Annotated in this window: 17 protein-coding genes; 13 read left to right on the plus strand and 4 right to left on the minus strand. The window is 64.8% G+C overall.

Annotated features, from left to right (window positions below; translation table 11 throughout):
• The first annotated feature begins 47 nt into the window (after positions 1–47).
• Genes F572_RS0106115 through F572_RS0106130 form a run of 4 tightly spaced genes read left to right on the plus strand, consistent with a single transcriptional unit; the run spans position 48 to position 5,799 of the window.
• A complete protein-coding gene (locus F572_RS0106115; protein ID WP_017941953.1) occupies positions 48–1,943 on the plus strand; it encodes an XrtA/PEP-CTERM system amidotransferase in 1,896 nt (631 codons plus the stop codon).
• A gap of 13 nt (positions 1,944–1,956) precedes the next feature.
• Positions 1,957–3,174 carry a TIGR04063 family PEP-CTERM/XrtA system glycosyltransferase gene (locus F572_RS0106120; RefSeq protein WP_026143021.1) on the plus strand — a complete coding sequence of 406 codons (1,218 nt, stop codon included), beginning with the start codon at positions 1,957–1,959 and terminating at the stop codon, positions 3,172–3,174.
• Positions 3,164–4,423 carry a glycosyltransferase gene (locus F572_RS0106125; RefSeq protein WP_017941955.1) on the plus strand — a complete coding sequence of 420 codons (1,260 nt, stop codon included), beginning with the start codon at positions 3,164–3,166 and terminating at the stop codon, positions 4,421–4,423. The genes F572_RS0106120 and F572_RS0106125 overlap by 11 nt, the downstream gene beginning before the upstream one ends.
• 11 nt (positions 4,424–4,434) lie before the next feature.
• Positions 4,435–5,799: a phenylacetate--CoA ligase family protein gene (locus F572_RS0106130; protein WP_017941956.1), complete on the plus strand. Its 1,365-nt coding sequence runs from the start codon at positions 4,435–4,437 to the stop codon at positions 5,797–5,799.
• Positions 5,800–6,267: 468 nt separating this feature from the next.
• Here F572_RS0106130 and F572_RS0106135 read toward each other — a convergent pair whose 3' ends face one another.
• Positions 6,268–8,091, minus strand: a complete 1,824-nt coding sequence (locus F572_RS0106135) for an asparagine synthetase B (RefSeq protein WP_026143022.1) — start codon at positions 8,089–8,091, stop codon at positions 6,268–6,270.
• 269 nt (positions 8,092–8,360) lie between these two features.
• Here F572_RS0106135 and F572_RS0106140 point away from each other — a divergent pair, with 269 nt between their 5' ends.
• The 5 genes from F572_RS0106140 (at position 8,361) to F572_RS0106160 (ending at position 12,161) form a co-directional block, all read left to right on the plus strand.
• Positions 8,361–8,609, plus strand: coding sequence for a phosphopantetheine-binding protein (locus tag F572_RS0106140; RefSeq protein WP_017941958.1), 249 nt, complete (start codon positions 8,361–8,363; stop codon positions 8,607–8,609).
• A gap of 7 nt (positions 8,610–8,616) precedes the next feature.
• Entirely contained in the window at positions 8,617–9,420 is an 804-nt protein-coding gene (locus F572_RS0106145; protein ID WP_017941959.1) for a hydrolase 2, exosortase A system-associated, read from the plus strand.
• The gene (locus tag F572_RS0106150) at positions 9,417–10,298 is read left to right on the plus strand and encodes a hydrolase 1, exosortase A system-associated (protein WP_017941960.1); all 882 of its coding nucleotides are present in this window, start codon (positions 9,417–9,419) and stop codon (positions 10,296–10,298) included. Before F572_RS0106145 ends, F572_RS0106150 begins: the two co-directional genes overlap by 4 nt.
• A complete protein-coding gene (locus F572_RS0106155; RefSeq protein WP_017941961.1) occupies positions 10,295–11,269 on the plus strand; it encodes a glycosyltransferase in 975 nt (324 codons plus the stop codon). The genes F572_RS0106150 and F572_RS0106155 overlap by 4 nt, the downstream gene beginning before the upstream one ends.
• A gap of 67 nt (positions 11,270–11,336) precedes the next feature.
• Positions 11,337–12,161, plus strand: a complete 825-nt coding sequence (locus F572_RS0106160) for a GNAT family N-acetyltransferase (RefSeq protein ID WP_017941962.1) — start codon at positions 11,337–11,339, stop codon at positions 12,159–12,161.
• Between the two features lie 7 nt (positions 12,162–12,168).
• Here the strand turns inward: F572_RS0106160 and F572_RS0106165 are convergent, their stop codons facing one another.
• Positions 12,169–13,782, minus strand: a complete 1,614-nt coding sequence (locus F572_RS0106165; RefSeq protein ID WP_017941963.1) for an amino acid adenylation domain-containing protein — start codon at positions 13,780–13,782, stop codon at positions 12,169–12,171.
• A gap of 259 nt (positions 13,783–14,041) precedes the next feature.
• On the opposite strand from F572_RS0106165, the gene F572_RS0106170 reads away from it, so the two are divergent.
• From F572_RS0106170 to F572_RS15915, 4 genes are all read left to right on the plus strand, one after another.
• On the plus strand, positions 14,042–15,844 hold the full coding sequence (locus F572_RS0106170; protein WP_017941964.1) for an ABC transporter ATP-binding protein: 1,803 nt from the start codon (positions 14,042–14,044) through the stop codon (positions 15,842–15,844).
• A 177-nt stretch (positions 15,845–16,021) separates the two neighbouring features.
• A complete protein-coding gene (locus tag F572_RS0106175; RefSeq protein ID WP_231291111.1) occupies positions 16,022–16,852 on the plus strand; it encodes a hypothetical protein in 831 nt (276 codons plus the stop codon).
• A 197-nt stretch (positions 16,853–17,049) separates the two neighbouring features.
• Positions 17,050–17,937 (plus strand): hypothetical protein, encoded by an 888-nt coding sequence (locus F572_RS0106180; protein WP_017941966.1) that lies wholly within the window; start codon positions 17,050–17,052, stop codon positions 17,935–17,937.
• Positions 17,934–18,944, plus strand: coding sequence for a hypothetical protein (locus F572_RS15915; RefSeq protein ID WP_231291112.1), 1,011 nt, complete (start codon positions 17,934–17,936; stop codon positions 18,942–18,944). The genes F572_RS0106180 and F572_RS15915 overlap by 4 nt, the downstream gene beginning before the upstream one ends.
• Before the next feature lie 257 nt (positions 18,945–19,201).
• Here F572_RS15915 and F572_RS0106190 read toward each other — a convergent pair whose 3' ends face one another.
• Positions 19,202–21,040 (minus strand): hypothetical protein, encoded by a 1,839-nt coding sequence (locus F572_RS0106190; RefSeq protein WP_196794001.1) that lies wholly within the window; start codon positions 21,038–21,040, stop codon positions 19,202–19,204.
• 19 nt (positions 21,041–21,059) lie between these two features.
• Positions 21,060–22,490 (minus strand): putative O-glycosylation ligase, exosortase A system-associated, encoded by a 1,431-nt coding sequence (locus F572_RS0106195; RefSeq protein WP_017941969.1) that lies wholly within the window; start codon positions 22,488–22,490, stop codon positions 21,060–21,062.
• Between the last annotated feature and the right edge of the window lie 182 nt (positions 22,491–22,672).

Raw genomic sequence — 22,672 nt, forward strand, 5'->3', positions numbered from 1 at the left:
CCCGAATCCGATCGAAGCCCAGGCAAGGAAGCAATCAGGATCCCTACATGTGCGGCATCACCGGCATCTTCGATCTGCGCGACCGGCGACCGGTAAACCGGTCCCTGCTGGAGGCGATGAACGAGACCCAGTTTCACCGGGGTCCGGACGAGGGTGGCGTACACCTGGAGCCGGGCGTGGGGCTGGCGCATCGTCGCCTTTCGATCATCGACCTCGCGAGTGGGCAGCAGCCGCTGTTCAACGAGGACGAAACCGTCGTCGTGACCTACAACGGGGAGATCTACAACTTTCCCGAGCTGACCACCGAGCTGCAGCAGGCGGGGCACCAGTTCCGCTCCCATTGTGATACCGAGGTGATCGTGCACGCCTGGGAAGAGTGGGGCGAGGCCTGCGTGCAGCGCTTTCGCGGCATGTTTGCCTTCGCCGTCTGGGATCGCAATCGCGACACCCTGTTCCTGGCCCGTGACCGGCTGGGGATCAAGCCCCTGTACTACAGCGCGCTGGCGGACGGGCACCTGATCTTCGGCTCGGAGCTCAAGGCGCTGATGGCGCACCCAGGGATGCCGCGAGAGATGGATCCGCATGCGGTGGAGGACTATTTCGCCTTTGGCTATGTGCCGGAGCCGCGCAGCATCTTCCGCGGCGTGCACAAGCTGCCGCCGGGCCATACGCTGACCCTGCGCCGTGGCCAGGGCAACCTGACCGAGCCACGCGAATACTGGGATGTGCCCTTCGCGGACAACGGGGTGGCGGATGCCGACACCGCCGCCGAGGAACTCACCGCCCGCCTGCGGGAGGCGGTGGATATCCGCATGGTGGCCGATGTTCCGCTGGGGGCGTTTTTGTCCGGCGGAGTGGACTCCAGCGCGGTGGTCGCGATGATGGCGGGGCTGTCCGATGATCCGGTCCGGACCAGTTCTATCGGCTTTGCCGATCCCGCCTACGACGAATCCCGCTACGCGCGGATGGTCGCCGAGCGTTACCACACCGATCACCACACGCAGGAAGTCGATCCCGACGACTTCGCGCTACTGGATCGGCTGAGCGGGCTGTACGACGAACCGTTTGCCGACAGTTCCGCGCTGCCGACCTATCGCGTCTGCGAACAGGCGCGCCAGCAGGTGGTGGTGGCGCTTTCCGGGGACGGCGGCGACGAGAACCTCGCCGGGTACCGCCGCTACCGCCACCACCTGGCCGAGGAACGCCTGCGGTCGCCCCTGTCCCTCGGGCTGCGGCGACCACTGTTCGGCACCCTTGCGAAACTCTATCCGAAGGCCGACTGGGCCCCGCGTCCGCTGCGCGCCAAGGCGACCTTCCAGGCGCTGGCGCGGGACTCGGTGGAGGGCTATTTCCAGGGCGTATCCATCCTGCGCGACGACCTGCGCGCGCATCTGTTTTCGCCGGCATTCCGGCGCTCGCTTCAGGGCTACAGCGCGGTGGAGGTCCTGCGTCGGCATGCGGCGCGCGCGCCTACCGAGCATCCGTTGTCGCTGGTGCAGTACCTGGACATGAAGACCTACCTGCCGGGCGACATCCTGACCAAGGTCGACCGCGCGAGCATGGCGCATGCGCTGGAGGTGCGCGTCCCGATCCTCGACCACCAGCTGGTCGAGTGGATCTCGGGCTTGCCGCCGGAGCTCAAGTTGCATGGGGCGGAGGGCAAGTACGTCTTCAAGAAGGCCATGGAGCCCTACCTGCCGGAAGAGATCCTCTATCGTCGCAAGAAGGGGTTTGCCGTGCCGGTGGCCGAATGGTTCCGTGGCCCATTGCGCGAACGCATGCAGGCGCAGGTGCTGGGGCCGCGCATCGCCGACTCCGGCATCTTCGACATGGACTACCTCAAGACCCTGGTGGACCAGCACACCAGTGGCGCCCGCGACCACAGCCCGGCGCTTTGGTCATTGCTGATGTTCGAGGGCTTCCTGGCCCGATCAACGGCCTGATGCGGGGGTAATGATGAAGATCCTGCACGTGCTCGATCACTCCATACCGCTGCACAGCGGGTATACCTTTCGCACGGCCGCCATCCTGCGCGAGCAGCACCGGCTCGGCTGGGAGACGTTTCACCTGACCAGCCCCAAGCAGGGTGCGGTGGACGCGGACGAGGAGGATGTCGACGGCCTGCACTTCTACCGCACGCGCTACCGCCCCGGAAAGCTCCCCGGACTTGGCGAGTGGGGGTTGATGCGCGCCCTGACCCGGCGCCTCGATGCCGTGGCGCGGCAGGTGCAGCCGGATGTGCTTCATGCCCATTCCCCGGTCCTCAACGCGCTGCCGGCGCTGCGGGTTGGCCGGCGTCTCGGCATCCCGGTGGTCTACGAAGTCCGGGCCTTCTGGGAGGATGCCGCGGTCGATCACGGGACCAGCCGCGAACACGGCCTGCGTTACCGCATGACGCGCGGCTTCGAGACGCACGTGTTCCGCCGGGCGGATCACGTGACCACCATCTGTGAAGGCCTGCGCCAGGACATCGTCGCCCGGGGTATCCCGCAGGACCGGGTGACCGTGATCCCGAATGCCGTGGATGCCGAGGCCTTCCGTCTGGGCGGGTCCCCGGACGCGGAGTTGAAGGCGCAACTGGGGCTGGCCGATGCCCGGGTGCTGGGCTTTATCGGCTCGTTCTATGCCTACGAGGGGCTGGACCTGCTGCTGGAGGCGTATCCGCGCATCCGCGAGCAGGCGCCCGATGTGCGCATCCTGCTGGTGGGTGGCGGCCCGCAGGCGGAACGCCTGCAGGAGCAGGCCCGGCGCCTGGGCATCGCAGATCAGGTTGTCTTTGCGGGCCGTGTGCCGCATGACCAGGTACAGCGCTACTACGACCTGGTCGACCTGCTCGTGTACCCCCGGCACTCGATGCGGCTGACCGAACTGGTCACCCCGCTCAAGCCGCTGGAGGCGATGGCCCAGGGGCGACTGCTGGTGGCCTCGGACGTGGGCGGCCACCAGGAACTGATCCGGAACGGCGAGACCGGCTGGCTGTTTCCGGCCGATGATCCCGAGGCACTGGCGAACACCGTACTGGACACCCTGGCCCGCGAGCCCGAATGGGATGCGGTGCGCGCCGCGGGGCGCCGCTTTGTCGAGCAGGAACGCACCTGGGCGAGGAGTGTGGCCCGCTACCAGGCGATCTACGAACGTCTGCGGGGTGTCGTGGAGCCCGCCCATGCCCGGTGATTGGCGTCATCCGGGCCGACGTCCACGGCTCGTGGTCTTCACCCGTGTCTATCCGAACGCCGCGCAGCCGAACCTCGGTCTGTTCGTGCGCGAACGCATGCGGCGGGTGGCCGGACACCTGGATCTGGTCGTCGTGGCACCGGCCCCGTGGTTTCCGTTCCAGGGATTGCTCGGGCGTCTCAGGCCGCATTCGCGCCCCCCGCTGCCGCGCTACGAGGAGCAGGACGGCATTGCGGTCTACCACCCCCGGTTTTTTTGTTTCCCCGGCGTGCTCAAGTGGACCGACGGGCTCTTCCTGGCGCTGGGCAGTTTCCGGTTGATGCGGCGGTTGCGGCGTGACTTCGGATTCGACGTAATCGACGCGCACTTTGTGTATCCCGACGGCGTGGCCGCCCGCTGGCTGGCGCGCTGGCTGCGCTGCCCCTACACCATCACCCTGCGCGGCAGCCTGACCCGTTTCGCCGGCAGCGCCCTGCATCGGCGCCAGATCTCCCGGGCGATGAGCGGGGCCGCCCGAGTGTTCTCGGTGGCGGACTCGCTGCGCCAGGATGCCATTGCCTGGGGGCAGGCCCCGGGGCATGTCCAGGTGGTCGGCAACGGCGCGGACCTGGCGCGTTTCCACCCCGAGGACCGGGCTGTGGCCCGGCGGCGTCTGGGGTTGCCGCAGGAAGGCCGTTTCCTGGTGTCGGTGGGCGGACTGACCGAGCGCAAGGGTTTTCACCGGGTGATCGCGACCCTGCCCGAATTACTGCAAACGGAGCCCGACCTGCATCTGGTGATTGCCGGTGGCGCGACCCCCGAGGGCAACAACGAGGCGGAGTTGCGCGAGCAGGTACGGGCGCTGGGTCTGGAGGACCGGGTGTGGTTCCTGGGGCAGGTGGCGCCCGACGATCTGCGCTACGTCTATTCGTCGGGCGATGTGTTCGTCCTGGCCACCCGGTTCGAGGGCTGGGCCAATGTCTTCCTGGAGGCTTCCGCCTGCGGGCTGCCCATCGTGACGACCCGTGTCGGGGGGAATGCGGAGGTGGTGAACTCCGATCGGGTCGGCATCGTGGTCCCCTACGGTGACCATGACGCACTGCGCGATGCCCTCAAGGATGCGCTTGAACGCGACTGGGATCGCGAGGCCATCCTGGCGCATGCGCGGGCGAATGCCTGGGAGACACGGATCCCGGAGCTGGTCGCGGCCTTCGAACAGATCGCGGACGCGGATGCCGCGACGGCCCACGGGGCCGCCCGGTCCGACTGATCGGCGGATACATGGGGCTGTATACGCAATGGGTAGCGCATGGCCTGTTCCCCCTGCAGGAGCGGCTCAAGGGCCATCCGACCGTGCGCCACTTGCGGGCCCTGGAGGCCAGCCAGTGGTGGAGCCCGGAGGCCCTGCGGGTCCTGCAGGCGCAGCGTTTGCAGGCGCTTCTGGAAAATGTCGCGCGGCAGGTGCCGTTCTACCGGGAGTTGTTTGCGCAACGGGGTTTATTCCCTTCGGACTTCTCCGGCATCGCGGATCTCCAGCGCCTCCCGGTCACCGACAAGGCACTGATCCGCGAGCAGGGTTCGGCGTGGCGCGCGGAGGGTGCGAGGCACCTTGAATCGCAGCACACCAGCGGTTCATCCGGCGAGCCGCTGAGCTTCTGGCTGGGCCCCGATCGCATCGGGACGGACATCGCCGCGCGCTGGCGGGCGACGCGCTGGTGGGGCCTGGATGTGGGCGACCGCGAACTGGTGCTGTGGGGATCCGCCGTCGAGAACGAGGCCCAGAATCGCGTACGGGCCTGGCGCGATCGCCTGTTCCGTTCGTACCTGGTCCCTGCGCGAGACCTGAATCCGGACCGGCTCGACCGGATCATCGAGCAAATACGCCAGCGCCGCCCGCGCATGCTGTTCGGCTATCCGTCGGCGCTGTCCCGAGTGGCCTGGCGGGCGCGCGAGCAGGGGCAACGACTGGACGATCTCGGGATCCGTGTCGCGTTCACGACCTCGGAGGTGTTGCGACCGGAATGGCGCGAGGTGATCGGCGAGGTGATGGGCTGCGGGGTAGCGAACGAATACGGCGCGCGCGACGCGGGATTCATCGCCCGCGAGTGTCCGGCGGGCGGGATGCACATCACGGCCGAGGCCCTGATCGTCGAAATCCTGGACGACGATGATCGACCGGTGTCAGCCGGCGAGACCGGGAACATTGTCGTCACCAACCTGACGGGGCCGGAGTTCCCGTTCATCCGCTATCGCACCGGGGACCGGGGTGCGCTGGACCCGCGGCCCTGCCCCTGCGGACGTGGCCTGCCGCTGCTACGCGATATCGACGGCCGCGCCAACGACGGCTTGATCGCGGCGGATGGCTCGTGGGTCCACGGCAGCCGTTTCAACTACCTGATGCGCGACCTGCCCGGGCTGCGCGCCTACAAGATCATTCAGCACGACCGAAATCGTGTGGAGGTTCTGCTGAACCTGGTCGCCCCATTGCCGACCGAGGCGGAGGCGCGACTGCGCCACGCGATCGTCGCCGCACTGGGCCAGACGATCCACGTGGAGGTCCACGTCGTGGATGCCATCCCGCCGGAGCCCAACGGCAAGCACCGCCACGTCGTGTGCCGCGCCCCCGCCCCCGATCGCCCCGGGTGATGTCGGGTCCCCGTGCCGAAGTGGATTTTTTGCACCACAGAGGGCACAGAGGACACGGAGAAGGGAAGGACCAATTGACCACGAAGCGCCCGAAGACACGAAGAAGGGCGAATTCACAGGAAGCGACGAAGAAGGGAAGATTCGTGATGGTGGTACGGGGGCGCGTCGGGCGCTTGGGTCGGCCTCTATGCGGGAGATCCCGGCTCCCTGCTTCGCTGCGGCCGGGACGAAGGTGTGGGGCGCTACGGCCCGGATGACGGGGGTATGGCATCCGCCACTTCCGGGAGAGCCGCAAGCAGTCGATCCCGAGTTATTTCATCCTGAGCCTTCGCGCGCTTCCCGCCTTCCTGTTGCCCGCCCTTGACCTGCCTTTCTCCGTGACCTCTGTGCCCTCCGTGGTGCAATCGCCCTTGCCCTTCCTTCGTGTCTTCGTGCCCTTCGTGGTGAACAAATAGCGAGCGTAGGCGGCTAGCGCGCGGCAGGGTGGGACTCGAGCCAGAGGTCGAGCATCATCAGGATCCAGACGAAATCGCCGTAATAGGCCGCATGCCCCTCGCGGTGCAGGCGGATCAGCTCGTCGATGAAGTCGTCGCGCAGGAAATCGCGGCCCTTCAGGCGCAGCAGGCTGTCGTAGGCGAGTTCCTGTAATGGGGCGTGCTCCTGCATCCAGACGCCGAATGGCAGGCCGAAGCCGTGTTTCTTCTTGTCGATGATGGCGTCGGGCAGAAAGCCGGTGAGCGCCTCCTTGTAGAAGTGGCGCAGCCGGCCGTTTTTCAGCTTGAGGTCCGACGGCACGCGACAGGAGAACTCCACCAGGTCGTCGTCCAGCATCGGGAAGGCGACGTCCACCCCGGCCAGCTGGCACATCTCCGCGACCTTGCGCAGGTCGTTGTCGGCCAGGGTCTGCTGCCAGTCCAGGTACATCATGCGGTTGAGTGACGACGCCGATTCCGGCTCCGAATAGATCCGGCGCATGAGTTCCCAGGGTGCTTCGGTGTCCACCGCCGCGAGAAACTCCGGCTCGAACATCGCCTCCGGCGCCAGGCGGTGCAGGTAGTTGTAGGTCTGCAGTCGGTCCGGCAGCGGGATGCGGGCCTGCTCCACGTAGCTGCGGGCCTTGCCAGCCAGCGGCAGTCCACGCGGCAACCGGGTAAACAATGGATCGAGCAGGTGGTGGCGCAGCGGCGCGGGAATCCGGCCCCAGTGTTCGAACACCCCTTGCTTGGCGTAGCGCGCATTGCCGGCGAAGAGTTCGTCACCGCCATCACCAGCCAGTAGCCGGGTGATGCCGGCGTCGGCCGCCATGCGCGCGCAGAAATAGGCCGGCAGCGCCGAGGAGTTGCCGAAGGGCTCGTCGTAGCTGCGAGCGATCCGGGGTACGGCCTCGACCACGTCCTCCGGCGTCACGTAATACTCGTGGGCCTCGGTGCCGAAGTGCTGTGCGGCGATGCGCGCATACTCCATCTCGTCGTAACCGGGGGCATCGAAGCCGATGCTGAAGCTGTCCGCCCCGGGGTGTTTGCCGGCGAGCATTCCGGCGACGGTCGAACTGTCCAGGCCGCCGCTCAGGAAGGCGCCGGGGTGTGGCGTGTCCGCTCGGCGGTCCACTGCCGCTTGCACGTGTTCGCGCAGGGCCTTTTCCAGGGCCTCGGGCGTGGCGCTGCGGTCTTCCTCGAAGCGCGGGCTCCAGTAGCGGGTTACTTCGGCCCGGTCGCCGTTGTGGGTCAGGCAGTGGGCGGCCGGCAGTTTCTCCAGCCCGGCGAACAGGCTGACCGGGGCCGGAAGCATGTGGAAGAAGCAGTAGTGGTAGAGGCCCTCGCGGGTCACCTCGGTAGCGACTGCCGGGTGGGCAGCCACACACCCGGCACTGGTGCCAAACGCCACGCCGCCATTCAGCCGTGCATAGTGGAGCGGTGTCTGGCCCAGGCGATCGGTGCCGGCCACCAGCCGGCCCCGGCCGGCATCCAAGATGACCAGCGCATAGTCGCCGCTGACCTGTTCGAACAGGCCGGTGCCGTGTTGTCGCCAGGCCTCCAGCAGGGCCTGCGCGGGGTCGCGTTCGCGTGCGCGTTCCGCCAGTGAGGGTTTGCGCCATTGCGGATGGCCGGCGATTGCGGCGATGACGTCCCCTTCCTGTGCGGTCGAGCCGCCCCGAACCAGGCAGCCACCCAGGCGGTTCGTACACCGGGATTCAGGCGCCCCGGCGAGCCCCGGAAGGGCCGCCCCCTGGGCCTCGAGGGCGTCGCCCGGGGATGCGGCATTCACCGCGAACCATCCACAAAGTCCCGCCATCCGTCCGCCTGTTGCCTGGTCGGTCCAGGGAAACGCTGGTTGATGTATGCACCCGGGCGTGGGCCCGGCGATCCGTGCCGTCTTTGGTCGTTATTCTACGTCCGGGGTCGGGTGTTCGAGGGGGTGCGGGATCCGGGGGGTTAACGAGCCGATCACGCGGGAGTCGTGGCGTCTCGGCGATGATCTGGACAGCCTGTGCAGATGCGGTAACCTGCCTGCTAACCCGCATCCCCGGCCGGGCACGGATACCCGCCTTCAGGAACCCTTATATGTCGACCCTCGATCACACCCGGAATCTGCTGGACAGTGCCCTGAGCCTGAATGGACGCGCTCAGCAATTCGATCGCAACACCACGCTGCTGGGCGGCGTCCCCGAGCTGGACTCCATGGCGGTCGTATCGCTGATCACCGCGATCGAGAGCCACTTCGACATCGTGATCGATGACGACGATGTCAGCGCCGAGACCTTCGAGACGGTCGGCACCCTCGCCGATTTCATCGACGCCAAGCTGGACTAGCTCGGTCATGGAAGCCGGGTTCCTGGAAGGCAAGGCCGGGCCGGTGTTCCATGTGCTGCATCGGCCGGATGGTCCGTCCGTTCGGGGCGCGATCCTGTTTGTCCCGCCCCTGGCCGAAGAACTCAACAAGTCCCGCCGCATGGTGAACCTGCAGGCCCGCCGCATGGCGCAGGCTGGGTACGCGGTGCTGATCCCGGATCTCTACGGATGCGGCGACAGCGGCGGCGACTTCGGCGACGCCGACTGGGATCTCTGGCTGGACGACCTCGCCCGCTGCAGCGACCACCTCGAAGCCTGCTGCCCGGCGCCGCTTGTGGTCTGGGGGTTGCGCGCGGGATGTCTGCTGGCAGGCGATTTCCTGGCCGCGCGGACCGAACAAGCCGCAGCCGCGATCTACTGGGCGCCCGTCACCAATGGCGAACAGCACCTGACCCAGTTTCTCCGCCTGCGCATGGCCGCCGGCATGATGGGCGGGCAGAAGGAATCCACAGGTGATCTGCGTTCGCGGCTGCGGGATGGCGAAGCACTGGAAGTGGCGGGCTACACGCTTGCGCCCACCCTGGCCGAGCGCCTTGCCACCGCCCGCCTGGAGCAGCCCCGCGCGGCATCCATTGCCTGGTTCGACATCGCGGCACAGGATGATGCCCCGCTACCGCCGGCGGCCGAACGCCTGATCGAGCGCTGGCGCGAAGAGGGGGCGGCCGTAACCGCAACGGTCGTGGGCGGCGACGCCTTCTGGTCCACCCAGGACATCATCGAGGTGCCGCAATTGCTGGAGGCGACCACGCAGTGCCTGGAGGCCCTGGCGTGAGCGAGCGTGCCGTTGTCTTCCGGGTGGGGGAGGAGGAACTGCTGGGTATCCTGCACCCCGGCGCGGAGGGCGCCCGGCGTGGTGTGCTGATTGCCGTGGGCGGGCCGCAGTACCGCGTGGGCAGCCACCGCCAGTTCCTGCTCCTGGCTCGACACCTGGCGGCGCAGGGGATACCCGTGTTCCGCTTCGATTTTCGCGGCATGGGGGATTCGTCCGGCGCCCAGCGCGATTACGAGGAGGTCCACGATGACCTGCGGACAGCCATGGAGACTTTCTCGGCCGAGATGTCGGGGATGCACGAGGTGGTGATCTGGGGGCTTTGTGGCGCTGCTTCCGCCGGCCTGTTCTATGCCTGGCGCGATGACCGGGTGGCGGGCCTGGTCCTGGTAAACCCCTGGGTTCGAACCAGTGACGGGCTGGCACGAGCCTACCTGAAGACTTACTACCTTCAGCGCCTGGCCAGTCGCGACTTCTGGAACGGGGCCCTGCGCGGGCGACTGAACCCGTGGAACTCGGTGAAATCCCTCGCGGGCATGACCAAGGCCGCCCTGCGTCCCCAAGCCCCCAATTCGGATTTGCGGGACATGGGCCCCGATACGGACCATGGCCCCCTGCCGGAGCGGATGGCCGCGGGCTGGAAGCGCTTTCAAGGACCGATCCTCGTGATCCTGAGTGGCGACGACCTGACCGCGGCCGAGTTTCGCGATGTGGCGACCAATGCGCCGGCATGGAGCGGGCTGCTGCAGGAGCCGCGGGTAACCCTGCAGGAACTACCGGCTGCCAACCACACCTTCTCCCGACGCGAGTGGCGCGATCAGGTGGCGAACTGGACCCATGACTGGGTACAGGGTCTTCCGGTGGAAGGCACAGAGTCATGACGGCGCGGGACGACGACAAGCCGCTGGTGTCGGTCGTCATGCCGGCCTACAACACGGCCGCATACATCGCCGAGTCCGTGGACAGTGTCCTCGACCAGGACTACCCCAACGTCGAGTTGATCGTGGTGGATGATGGCTCGACCGACGGGACGATCGAGATCCTGCGCGAGTATGGCGACCGCCTGAGGTTGCTGACCCAGCAGAACCAGGGCGCGGCCGTGGCCCGCAATGCCGGCATCGCACAGTCGCAGGGCGACTACATCGCCTTTATTGATTCCGATGATGTCTGGCTCCCGGGCAAAGTCGCGGCCCAGGTGGAGCACATGGACCGGCATCCCGAGATCGGGATGACCTTCACGGCCTGGCATAACTGGAAGCCTGATCCGTCCGGCACGTTCCAGAAACCCGATGCGGCCAAGGGAGCGCACCCGATGAACCCTGACGGAAAACCGCTTCTGGATCGCGGTTCCGGCTGGCTGTACAACCGTCTGCTTTTCGGTTCGCTGCCTCACACCATCACGGTCATGATGCGACGCGATCTGGTCGAACGCGTTGGGCAGTTCGACCCTGAACTCAAGAGAGGCCAGGACTACGATTACTGGCTGCGGGCTTCCCGCTTGACCGAGATCCACCAACTGAACCTCGTGACCGCTCTCTACCGGCTTCATGGCGAGGGCTGTATCACCAAGTACCCCGACACGAACTATGAATTCGAGGTCGTCCGCAAGACGCTCGGCCGCTGGGGTCGGGTTGGCCCGGGCGGAGAGCAGACGTCACGCGGCGCGATTCGCAGGCGCCTTGCCGAGACCTGCTTCAGTTTCGGCTATCACCATTACTGGGAGGGGGACCCGAGGCTGGCGGCACGGTCGTTCCTGCAATCGACGCTTCGAGACCCCTGGTCCGTGTCCACCTGGGCCTATCTGGTCCTGAGTGCCGGGAAGAGTCTGACAGGGAGACGCAAGGCGCGGTGAGGCATTGGGCCGGGCCCGGCATTAAGGGCCATCGGCAAGACCCAAGCCGGAGACAGGAGGAGGCTCCGTGACTGAAGATCCATCTTCCGCCCAGGCCGAGCTGGTCGAGGCCGAAGCCTACGAGAGCATGATGCAGCTAGCTGAAAGCGCGGGGATCCCGGGCTTTCGAGCGGTCCGCTGCGGGACGCATGTTGCCCTGATCGCTCCGGCCCTGAAGAAGATGCTGGTCTTTAACCGGGTGTTGGGATTGGGCGTTTCAGGCCCGGCAACCGAGGGCCATATTGATGAACTAGCCGCCCTGTACGCCGAGCATGACCTTCCCTGGGCAATTGAACTCAGCCCTCATGCCCGCCCCGAGCCCATCCCCCAATGGTTACGCGATCGCAAGATTCGCCGGGCAGCGGCATCTGCAGTCCTGACGCGGTCCAGCAGCGACGTTCCCGAGGGGAAGACCGATCTCGAGATTCGCCCCTGGCGGCCAGAAGACCAGGATGCCGGCGCCGCGCTGGCGGTGGATGCGTTCTCAGTGCCGCAGGAAGCAAAGGCGCTTCTGGCGGAGCTGCCGCGTTCACCCAAGTGGCGTCAGTGGCTGGCGCTCGACGATGGAACGGTTGTGGCAACCGGCCTGTTGTATCTCGGGAATGGCGCGGCCTGGGCCGGCTGGGAAGCAACCCGCCCGGACTATCGGGGCCGTGGATTGCATGGGGCCCTCCTCTCCGCCTGCCTCAGGGACGCGGCGCGGCATGGATGTACGTCGGTGATTACCGATACCGCCGTGGGTGCACCGGACAAACCGGACCCGTCCTATCAAAACCACCTCCGCAAGGGCTTCGAGGTCTCGCATTTGCGGCATACATACCTGGCGGTGCCGGGCGTGGTGACTCCGTCGTAGCGTGCCCTTACTGTGTTGCAGTTTCTTCGAGGTCCGAAATCAGCGCCTTGCGGTCGACCTTGCCGTTCGCATTTAGCGGCAGGTTGTCCAGCGAGTGGATGGTTCGCGGGACCATTACGGCGGGCAGGCGCTGGCGGAGCCGGTCGCGCAGGGCTGCCTCGTCGACTCCTTCCGCGACCACAAAGGCCACGATGCCGGAGGCGCCGCTTTCCGTTCGTGGCCATCCAATGGCCACGGCCTGGTCCGTGCCGGCGGCCTCGCGTAGTTCGGCTTCCACTTCTCCGAGTTCGATGCGCACCCCGCCAATCTTGATCTGGTGATCCAGGCGCCCGAGAAAGATGATCGGTTCGCCTGGGGGCGGTCGGCGCACCAGGTCCCCCGTGCGGTAGTGCACGCGCCCGTCGTCCAGATGCACGAAGGCCTGCGCCGTGCGCTCTGGGTCCTTCCAGTAGCCGGGGGTCACCTGTGGCCCGCTGATCAACAACTCGCCCTCGGCGCCGATGGCCACCTCCTGCAGGGTCTCGTCCGCCACGCGCAGTCCAACCTGGTTGCCCGGATAGCCGATCGGGGCCATTCCGTGCTCGCATTCCGTCGGTGATTGCTCCGGCTCCCAGCGGTAAAAGCAGGCATCCACCGTGCACTCGGTGGGCCCGTAGGCATTGTCGATCCAGGCATTGGGTGCGGCGGCGGCCATCGCCTCGGCCAGCTCCGCCGAGAGGGCCTCGCCGCCAAAGCGGCACAGGCGCAGGTCCGGAAAGCGTCCCGGTGCCCATCCGTTGCGACGGTTCATCCCGTGCCCGGCCGAGGGGGTGATGTCGATCACCGTGAGAGCCTTGTCCGCAATGTAGCGGTTGGGGTTGAACCATTCCTTCGCGGAGGGGCAGCAAAGGCAGGCACCAAACGCCCACGACACGTAGAGGTCGAACATTGAGGAATCGAAGGTGATGTCGTAGAACTGCGAGAAGCGGTCCGTCTCGTTGATGCCGAAGTCGCGGTAGCGCTCCTGCGACATCTCTACAAAACGCGTCACATTGCTTTGCAGGACACCCACGCCCTTGGGAACGCCGGTGCTGCCGGAGGTGAAGAACAGGCAGGCCAGATCATCCGGAGATATGGTCGCTGGCGCCCATTCCGTTGGCCGGAGGGAATCCTCGATCACCCGGAAGTCGTGCCGGGGCCAACGCATTTTCAGCTCATCCAGCCGCTCCGCATCGGGCAGCAGTATCGCGAGTGGACGGGAAAGGCCCCTCAGCAGTTCATCGAGCCGTTCCAGCCCCTGGTGATCTACCAGCAAGCCCGCCAGCTCGGCCTGTTCGGCCATGGCGATCGTGCGTTCCGCGGGAAAGCCCGGATTCAGCGGGACCAGTGTATGGCCGGCCATCAGGGCCCCCAGGATGCCCTGGTACATTGGCAGCGAGCGCTGCGCCAGTACACCGACCCGAGCCGGTATGCCTGCACTCAGGGCCTGTTGCAGCGCATGAGCAACATCCGCCCCCGCTTCGAATAGCTCGCGGTAGGTGAACACGCGGCCCTCCACGTCCAGCGCAGGGCGGTCGGGGAATCGTTCTACCGAACGCAGGAAGCCGGTCAGCGCGCCCCTCGTTAGCCCGGCGTTTGGCATGGCTGTGGCCCTCGTTCTGCTTCAAAACCCTTTGCCGACGCGGCTTCCAGGACCTTCCGGTCGGCACGCGTTGAGCATCCATTCGCGCCGTTGTCTGCTCGCGCGTCCACGGTGCCTTCAACGAGAGCATCGGCGATCACCTCATCTCGTACAATCGAAACGAGAAGCCAGCCTCAAGGCTTGGCTAACGGCTGCCTGATGGCGGTTCCCCCGTGGGTCGCCAAGGCCCCTCGCATGAAGGATCCGGGTCGGCGAAACCATGCTTCAAACCCTGCGAAAGCTGAACGCCCTGCTGGACCCCCGCGATCGCGGGAAGGTCGGGCTTCTGGTGATTCTCATGATCGTCACGGCCTTCATGCAGACCGCGGGCATTGCCTCGGTCATGCCGTTTCTGGCAGTACTGTCCGACCCGAACATGGTCCATGACAACGACATGCTGCGCATGGCGTACGAGTGGCTGGGGTTCGAGTCCACCAGTAGCTTCCTGTACTTTCTGGGGGTGGCGGCGTTTGTGCTCTTCGTGACCGGAACCGCGCTCCAGGCTCTGAACCAGTGGGCCATCACTCGGTTCACCCACATGCAGCAGTACGAGCTTTCGCGGCGACTGATGGGCGACTACCTCAGCCGACCGTTCACGTTCTTCCTCAACCGCAACTCCGGCGACCTGGCCAAGACTGTCCTGCAGGAGACGACCCAGGCCATCAATGGCGCTTTACTGCCGATGCTGCGATTGGTCAGCCAGGGCCTGCTGGCTCTTTTCATCATCGGCCTGTTGGTCGCGGCGCAACCCTGGCTGGCCCTGATCGTGGCCGTTAGCCTTGGCGGCGTCTACGGGGGCATTTACGTTCTGGCGCGCACCTGGCTGAACCGCATCGGTGAGGACCGCGTGGAGGCGAACCGCGAACGCTTTACGGCCGCGGCGGAGGCCTTTGCGGGCGCAAAGGAAATCCGCCTGCTGGGACGGGAACGCGACTATCTGGAACGCTACCGCCATCCATCCAAGCGCTTTGCCAGTCACCAGGCGAACGCAGCCCTGCTGCAAAATCTTCCTCAGTATGCGATCGAGGCCATTGCCTTCGGCGGGGTGCTTTTGCTGGTGCTGTACCTGATGGCGGGTGATGGTGGGTTGGCCCAGGCACTGCCGCTGATCGGTCTCTACGCCCTTGCCGGCCGGCAACTCATTCCCGCATTCCAGAAAATTTTCCAGCAGATCGCATCACTTCGCTTCAATACCGCGGCGTTGGACAACATTTTGAAAGACTTGGGTAGCCGCCCCGACAGCACACCCATGATCGGTCGTAATGATCGGCCGGAGCCACTGGCTCCGGCCAGGTCCATCGAGGTGAAGGGCCTTTCCTATCACTACCCAGGTCATGAACAACCGGCTCTCGAGGATGTTTCGCTGGAGATCCCCGCACGAACCACCGTGGGATTTGTGGGTTCCTCCGGGGCGGGCAAGAGCACGCTCGTCGACCTCCTGCTGGGGCTATTGGAACCCAACCAGGGAAGCATCCTTGTCGACGGCGAGCCGCTGACACGTTCCAACATCCGCCGGTGGCAGGCGGCACTGGGCTACGTGCCACAGCACATTTTTCTGGCAGATCAGAGTGTGGCTGCAAACATCGCCCTGGGGGTTCCGGAACACCGGATCGATCAGGACGCCGTCGAGCGAGCTGCCCGGCTGGCGAATCTGCATGAATTTGTCGTACAGGAACTCCCGAAGGGTTACGCCACCATCATCGGCGAGCGGGGCACCCGGCTCTCCGGCGGCCAGCGCCAGAGAATCGGTATCGCCAGAGCGCTTTATCGCGATCCCGAGGTGCTGTTTTTCGACGAGGCCACCAGTGCGCTGGATAACGCCACCGAACGCGCGGTAATGGATGCACTGCACAATTTGTCGGGGCAAAAGACAATCCTATTGGTGGCCCACCGTCTAAGTACGGTGCGGCCTTGTGCCCGTATCTTCGTGCTCGAACAGGGGCAACTCGTGGACGCAGGGAGTTGGGAAGACCTTGCAAATAGGAGTGACTCGTTTCAAAGGTTGGCAGCCGGTGCCGCGTGAGCGGGCAGCTCAACGCTTCCGGCACACCACTGCGCGAAGGCTGGGGCGCCGTGAACCGGCGTCCGCTTTTGTCAGCCCCGGCTGTCGGCTCGACTCTTCATCCCTGATGCTGACAGCCGCATCATTTCGTGTAGTAAACGCGTCGAGAAACGACCCTTCGGACACCGGGGCCACTGAATGAGTACAGACAACAGCCAGATGGTATTTCATGTGGGACCCTGGAAGACCGGTTCCACCTATCTCCAGAAATACGTGTTCCCGCGGCTGACCAATGTTGAGGTCCTGTGGAATCCGAGTCTCCTGGCGATGTTGCGGGCCCGGGTCCGCGGAGGCCGCTTGCTGCTGACCTCCGAGGATTTCTCGGGAGTCCCCTATGGACAGGACTATGCTTCGCGAAGGAACGCGATGATTAAACACCTTTCCGATTCGTTTCCGGGTTCTTCCGTCATGGTCGTACTGAGGGATCCGGCAACGATGATCCCCAGTCTTTACTTCCAGTACGTGAAGCGGGGAGGCAGCAGGCCATTCGACGAGTTCTTCGACGAGAAGGTGGATGTATCGGCATTCAGATATGCCCCGTTTTTGGAAGAGATGGAGCGTTATTCGTTTAATAGAGTGGCGGTATCCTTTTTTGAAGACCTCTTTGGAGACGACAAGCGGCCAGAGCAGGTTCTCGAGGTCTTTGATGACTGGGAGTACGAGGCCCCATCGCAATCACTCGGGAGTGCCACCAACGTGAGTCTCAAAAGGAATGGTGCCCGAATACTTCGCGCGGTAAATCGCGCCGCCTTTAATATGGGTATGGGTACGCGCGACTGGGTGCCTCACCTTAATAAATATTGGCTCAGACGGTTGGGGATCGCGCCTGCACGCCTTTTGCAGAGCAGGCCCTTGCGGTGGATTGATCGAACAGGTGTCAGCCTGGTTGAGGAGAACTGGCCTCCACTGCTGGATGAGCTGTCTGGCGAGTATCAGGAAATCAAAAGAGAAAGGGCGGGCAGTTCGTGACAGGTGCTGGTCCAATACCCGGCTATCCGGCAACCGCTAATCAGCCCTTTGTCCTGTATCTTGCTCGCGCAATGGTCGCGGGGAAGGTCCTGAGTTCCTGCCTTTTGGTTTCTTTCCAAGGCTCTTGAGGCGCAGGGTGGTGACAAGCCGGGGAGGGTTGGGGTATGCCCGATCAAATGGGTGAGGGAAACGGTGAAATGGATGATGAAACCCTCCGGAAGTTTTACGTTGGCAAGGGGAGTTGGCACTGGATTACGGAGGAGCAGGCGCAACATGCCTCCGAACTCGCATCCACCGAATGGGCTCGGGTGCTGGCCGATATCGAATATCCCTGGCTCTGCTGGAATGTCGATGATGAGTGGTGCCTGGTGCAGCAGCGGATGGTGGCATCGGTCGGATGGACACCCATCGTAGGTTTTGATCCGCGCGTTGGCGCGCCGCCCCTGGTCGACGGCGCGCGATTGATCGATTTTAATGATGGTTTGAATCTTCCGAGCATGTCGATGATGTTTCCGCTCGAGTTCGCCTGGCTTTTTGCGCCCAGGCTGGCCTTCTGGCATTCGGATCTCTTGGTCCGCGAGCCGCTTTTCCGGTTGCTTGCTGAGCAGTTCAAGGTGCTCCGAGACGGGCAGACTGCGGCTGTAGACCTGCGGTTGGGTTGGCTTCGCCGTATGCGGGGACATTACGGTCGGTACTGGGAATTGATTGGGTGTACGACCCGTGTCGCCAGTCAGCAGCAGTATGACGCCGGTTGCGGGTGGTGGCGCCACCCGGCCGAGCATCCCAATGCGCCAGCCGATGATCCGGGAAACAAGCGAAACCGATATATGCAGGACCATGGTGTCGGCATTCTGATCTGGGAGGAAATGCATGGCGGCGATGTCGTTCCCCTCAAAGCACGCCCCTTGCATGAAGGGCACTGCACTCGGATTGGCAATCCGCGTTACAAGAGGCAGTCTCCCAATGACGCACGGCGCGATCTGAGCAAGGACCTCACCTATAACTATGACCTGGAAGAGGTTTGCTCGAGCCTTGGCATCTCGCAGTATTTACGGCAGGATCCTTCTGCGCAGAACGGTCGATGAACGGCGGCGCTGAAAGGGCGAACCCTGATACTGTTCACTTCCTGGGGCCTCGGGAAATATCGGAATTTCTCGACTCGCCGGCCAGCGCATCCATTGACGCCCAGCCCTACCTGTTCCGGAACAGCTCATGGGCCTGGATTGCCCAAACGGCGGTCGAGCTTCGGCAATGCGGGATTGACGTCAGTGCAGGGAGTGATTATCGGGCAGGGGTGGTCAATTTCGGCCTGGCTGCGGACATTCGTTGTCTGCCACCCCGGCCGGATGTATTCAAGGTGAGCATCGATGCGGATCAACTACGCCCGCGGTGGGCCAATCTAGCCTTGGTGCAGAACCAGAAACAGGCCGGTCGGTGGGCCTTTTGGGTGCCGCACTGGCCTCAACCGGGCCTGGTCCCGCGTGACCCGCAAAGAACCGGCTTTCGGACCGTCGGTTTCTTTGGCCTTGCGCGAAATCTCTGCAGACCACCTGAATGGTGGGAACAGTTATGCATGGCCCATGGGCTGGAGTTTCGCCTGAAAGACAGCTCGGAATGGCACGACTACAGTGACATTGACGTCGCGGTGGCCTTGCGGGACTTCTCTTGCCGCAGACATCACGAGAAACCCCCGACTAAGATGTTCAATGCTTGGCTTGCGGGCGCGGTGTTTGTGGGGGGCTGTGACTCCGCCTACACGCAGGCAGGGGTCGAAGGCCGGAATTTCTTGCGCTGCCGCAACGAGGGAGAGCTTGTGCAGAGCCTCCGGGACGTGCGGAACAATCCCGATTGGGCGCAAGGGCTTGTCCGCAATGGTGCCGAGGCGGCCACACGTGTGGGTTCCCGCGAGGCCACCGTGCAGCGTTGGCTGATATTGATTGAGGATGAGGTGTTACCACGTTTTCGGCGGTGGCAGCAGGCACCTGAGTTTATCCGGCAAGGAGCCGCAGGAGCCGGAAGGCTCGGCGACTGGGCCGTGAGGCAGCGAAATTCGGTGTGGCGATTGACCAAACGCATCATGCGCAGACGCTGAATCCGTCAAGCGACTATTCTCGCAAATAGTCTATCCAGGGAATTGGCAGGTTGCAGATTATCGCGCAGGCGGCCACCGCGCCGGCGGTGACACGGGATTCCGGTGTGGATCACGTGGCCGTTATCCCGTTCGGGACCTTCCTGGATTCCAGTGTCGGTCAGCCTGTCGCCTCGAAGCTCACTCAGGGCGCCTCTTCACGGCTGACTCGAGACGTGCCTTCTCGGCCGCCGCACTCGGTCAGAGTGGAGGTGGAGTTTTCATTCGCCGGTGGTGTCATGCCGCCGATCGGGACCAAATTCCCAGACGATGACGCACTCTGTGGAATGCCCACCGCTCGGAAGCTGCATTGGTTTTTGGCAGCGACCGGTTGCGTCCGGGATGGCGGAAGGTATGGCGGCCTCCTGCCATTCCTCGGCGCGTGCTGCCGCGGCACCGCTTGTCGCCAGGTGCTGGAATGAGCACTCCGCGAGTGGCGCACTGGTGACGGCGTGACCCCCCGGGTTCAGGTACCGAACCGGCCGGTCCCCGGTGTGTTCGAGGGTTAGTCGTTGTTCGACGCGAGGTTGGTCCAGATGGATGGTCAGCAAGATATGGCACGTGATGTCGTGCAGGCGGGGGCGGTTTAGGGCCGCCCCGTGGCCGAGAGCGCTATTGAGGAGGCGCCAGTCCAGCGCGGCCATGGCCCGCTCCTTCAGGCCGGTCGCCGGGGCGCGGAGTAGTGCCCGCGGCTGGCCGGAGAGCGAGATCCGCACGGTACGGTCCCGTAGCTCGTGTTCGCAATGATCAAAGTCGGTCAGCGCGAACAATGCCCCCCCGGCCTGGAAGATGGGGGTCCAACCCGCGAGTGCCGGGCACCCCTCTAGGGCGCTTCGTGGCACGCGACCCGGCGCTGGGCAAAGGGTGCGGCCCTTCCATGCGAGATGCAGCGGTATGCCTCCAGCGTATCGCAATTCCGCCTCGCTCCGGCTGAACCCCTGGGGCGGCTGGCCGCGGCTGGAGACGAGGGCAAAGGTGGCGTCGGGATCGCCCACGCGGAACTGCTCTGCAATGCTGGCATCGTGGGGTGAAGCAGAAGGACTCAAGGCTTGAAGGTCGAATCCTGGATGCCTGCGTCCCGCCTGACTGGCGCGTGCGCGAGCCCAGGCGACGAGTGCGGCGGCCCAAGCATTGTAGACCGAGAGGTGCATGTAGGCGTCGCAGCCGGTTCCAGGGTTAACAGCATCGGCGGGGTTCAGTGCGATAAAGCCGTTGGGGCGGGTCTGGACGATCCATCGTTCCAGAATGCCCTGGAGCATCTGCCCGGCGGCGGTCGATTGTGCTGACGGGTGTGCTGCCCCCAGCAGGATTAGGCTCGCGACCAGGCATGCATCACCAAACAGTGCGTGGCTGCTGCGGCCTAGGCCACCGACGTGTCCGTGCCCGTCCCAGCTCTGCATGCTCCACTGCAGGAACGGCTTGACGAGGGGTTCCCAGACTTCCGGCTCCGAGTATTCGGAGGCCATGACTGCGACAAACAGTGCCTTGTGGTGATAGGCCGTGGGTGTCGCCCCGCGTGCTGGTGTGCCGGGGCGGGCCGGATAATCCACGAAGGCCCCATAAGGGGTTATCCAACGGTCAAGGAGCCCGCGCAGGCGGGCGTGTGCCCGGGTTCTGGCGTTTCCTCTGGCCTCCTGCAGCTCGCAGAGTCGGGCCAGCAGGGTCCAGTTGTTGGAGGGGTAGCGGCGTGAAAGCTTGCACCGTCGCGCCAGGTGCCGAATGTGCAAGGCCTCGCTTGTCGGTGCGCCGGATTGCTCGAGGTGCTCTGCGAGCAGATTCAGGAGGAATCGGTTGAAGGGGGCGTGCCCTGTCTGGTGCGCCGGCAAGGCCTCCCAAGCCTCCAGGGGGTGGCGCCAAAACCCGGAATCGGGACCCTCCTGGAGGGCGAGTGCCAGCGCGGCCGCGGTCTGTCCGTAGTGGTCCCCGGGCGTAGGGGTTTCGTCCACTGGATCGTAGAGGCCTGCCCCAGGCTGGATGTTGGCATGTAGCGCAGTGGTCAGGCTATCGAGGCATTGTTCCAGCGCGGTCGTCGTGTGGGCTGAGGGAGCGGGGTCCATCATGTCGTCATCCACAACCGAATCAGTTTCGGGGTGAAGACGGCCTCATGAGGGTGCCCGACATGACCGTGTCGCTTCCCGTCTTGACCGGGTCGGGGCCGGGGGAGGAGGACGGTTCCGGCTGTACCGGACTGCTGGCGACCGGAGCCGTAGCGGGCTGTGGGGCCTGTTCCAGTTCTCTGCGCATGATGACGGCCAGGGCGACAAAGGCGTACAGGAGGTTGAAATAGGCGACGTCCAGGAAGATGCCGGATATCAGGTAGCCCACAAGCCCGACCTGGAGGGCCCAGGCGTATTCCGACAGCCAGATCTCCCCGGTCCGCTGGCGCGCCGTTCGCCGGATCCGATTGAGCGTGTGAAAGGTGAAGGCGATCAGCAGCAGAAAAACGGCCAGGCCGCCAAATCCATGCTGACCCAGGAGCCCAAAATACACGCTGTGGGGGGACAGTACGTGGCGCCAGCCACCTTCGAAATTGGCATAACCAATCCACCAGTCATAACCGAGGGCCGTGTTGCGGAAGCCCATGCCGGTGAGTGGTCGTTCCATCGCCATGTTCCAGGCCACTCCCCAGGACTGGATGCGCTGCATGGCGGACTGGTCTTCCTCGTAGGTTTCGATTGTTTGCCAGCGTTCAACCAGTGGCTCCGGCGCGGTAACGCCCATCACCACCACCAGGAAAAAACCGACGAGGACCATCAGCCACTTCTTGTGCATGTGCCAGAAGAGCAGGGGTACGATGGCGAGCAGGCCGACGAATGCCCCTCGCGAGTGAGTGGTCAGGATTGCGATGGCGGTGAGCCAGAAGACGCCGTAGAGGAACCACCCGATCGGGCGCGAGAAGCGGCTTAGGAGCTCGAAGCCAAGGTCGGCCGACCAGCGCTGGTGGAACATCCGGGCGGAGGCCAGGATGAGGGGCAGGACCATGAGCATGGCCAGCCCGATATAGGTGTTGCCGGAGAGGTACGAGCCGGTGGGGCCGAGGACCATGTGGGCCCCGCCCGTCTGGATGGCGAAGATGCCGCCCTTGAACCCGTAGAAGGCGAGCGAGGCGGTGATGACCAGCAATAGCCACACGATGCGGCGCTCGCCGTAGATTAGTAGCGGGGTAATGAAAGTGATCAGCAGGATCTTCATGAAGTGGATCCAGAAGTCCCACGCCCCGCTCGAGTTGACCGCGAAGTGGCTGGTCATCGCGAAATAGGCCGCCAGCGCGAACAGCATGACCGTCTCGCGGGTGAACGGGAACGGTTGCCGGTCCTTGGCCAGGAACAGTGCGATCAGGGTCGCCCCGCCGAAGTAGGTGGCCAGGGGCGCCCCGCGCATGAACGTCCAGGTGTGCCACTGGGGCGCAAAGAGTCCGACCCAGAACCAGGCCAGGATGCCGATCCACGCGTAGCGCACGATCAGGGGCACGAGCACGACGACGATCAGGGCGAGCAGGTAGTCACGCATGCAGTTCGAACCTCGCGCCGCTGTGGCTGGGTCAGGCGATAGGGGCTGGCTCATGGCCCGTTTCGTCGCATGTTACACGCGGCCGCTCCGGTGTAACCCCGGGCCGACGAACGGGCTACTAACGGTGCGCCCGGGCCGCGGCCGGAAGCGGCAGGTGCCTGAGGTATGATCGAGCCGTCAGA

The organism is Thioalkalivibrio sp. ALE14, from assembly GCF_000376845.1.
Taxonomy (GTDB): Bacteria; Pseudomonadota; Gammaproteobacteria; order Ectothiorhodospirales; family Ectothiorhodospiraceae; genus Thioalkalivibrio.

Coding starts and splice junctions, on each gene's coding strand:
- F572_RS0106140 (WP_017941958.1), top strand. CDS start 8,361: ATGTCGACCCTCGATCACACCCGGAATCTGCTGGACAGTGCCCTGAGC.
- F572_RS0106125 (WP_017941955.1), top strand. CDS start 3,164: ATGCCCGGTGATTGGCGTCATCCGGGCCGACGTCCACGGCTCGTGGTC.
- F572_RS15915 (WP_231291112.1), top strand. CDS start 17,934: ATGAACGGCGGCGCTGAAAGGGCGAACCCTGATACTGTTCACTTCCTG.
- F572_RS0106115 (WP_017941953.1), top strand. CDS start 48: ATGTGCGGCATCACCGGCATCTTCGATCTGCGCGACCGGCGACCGGTA.
- F572_RS0106155 (WP_017941961.1), top strand. CDS start 10,295: ATGACGGCGCGGGACGACGACAAGCCGCTGGTGTCGGTCGTCATGCCG.
- F572_RS0106120 (WP_026143021.1), top strand. CDS start 1,957: ATGAAGATCCTGCACGTGCTCGATCACTCCATACCGCTGCACAGCGGG.
- F572_RS0106135 (WP_026143022.1), bottom strand. CDS start 8,091: ATGGCGGGACTTTGTGGATGGTTCGCGGTGAATGCCGCATCCCCGGGC.
- F572_RS0106180 (WP_017941966.1), top strand. CDS start 17,050: ATGGATGATGAAACCCTCCGGAAGTTTTACGTTGGCAAGGGGAGTTGG.
- F572_RS0106145 (WP_017941959.1), top strand. CDS start 8,617: ATGGAAGCCGGGTTCCTGGAAGGCAAGGCCGGGCCGGTGTTCCATGTG.
- F572_RS0106130 (WP_017941956.1), top strand. CDS start 4,435: ATGGGGCTGTATACGCAATGGGTAGCGCATGGCCTGTTCCCCCTGCAG.
- F572_RS0106170 (WP_017941964.1), top strand. CDS start 14,042: ATGCTTCAAACCCTGCGAAAGCTGAACGCCCTGCTGGACCCCCGCGAT.
- F572_RS0106190 (WP_196794001.1), bottom strand. CDS start 21,040: ATGATGGACCCCGCTCCCTCAGCCCACACGACGACCGCGCTGGAACAA.
- F572_RS0106175 (WP_231291111.1), top strand. CDS start 16,022: ATGAGTACAGACAACAGCCAGATGGTATTTCATGTGGGACCCTGGAAG.
- F572_RS0106195 (WP_017941969.1), bottom strand. CDS start 22,490: ATGCGTGACTACCTGCTCGCCCTGATCGTCGTCGTGCTCGTGCCCCTG.
- F572_RS0106165 (WP_017941963.1), bottom strand. CDS start 13,782: ATGCCAAACGCCGGGCTAACGAGGGGCGCGCTGACCGGCTTCCTGCGT.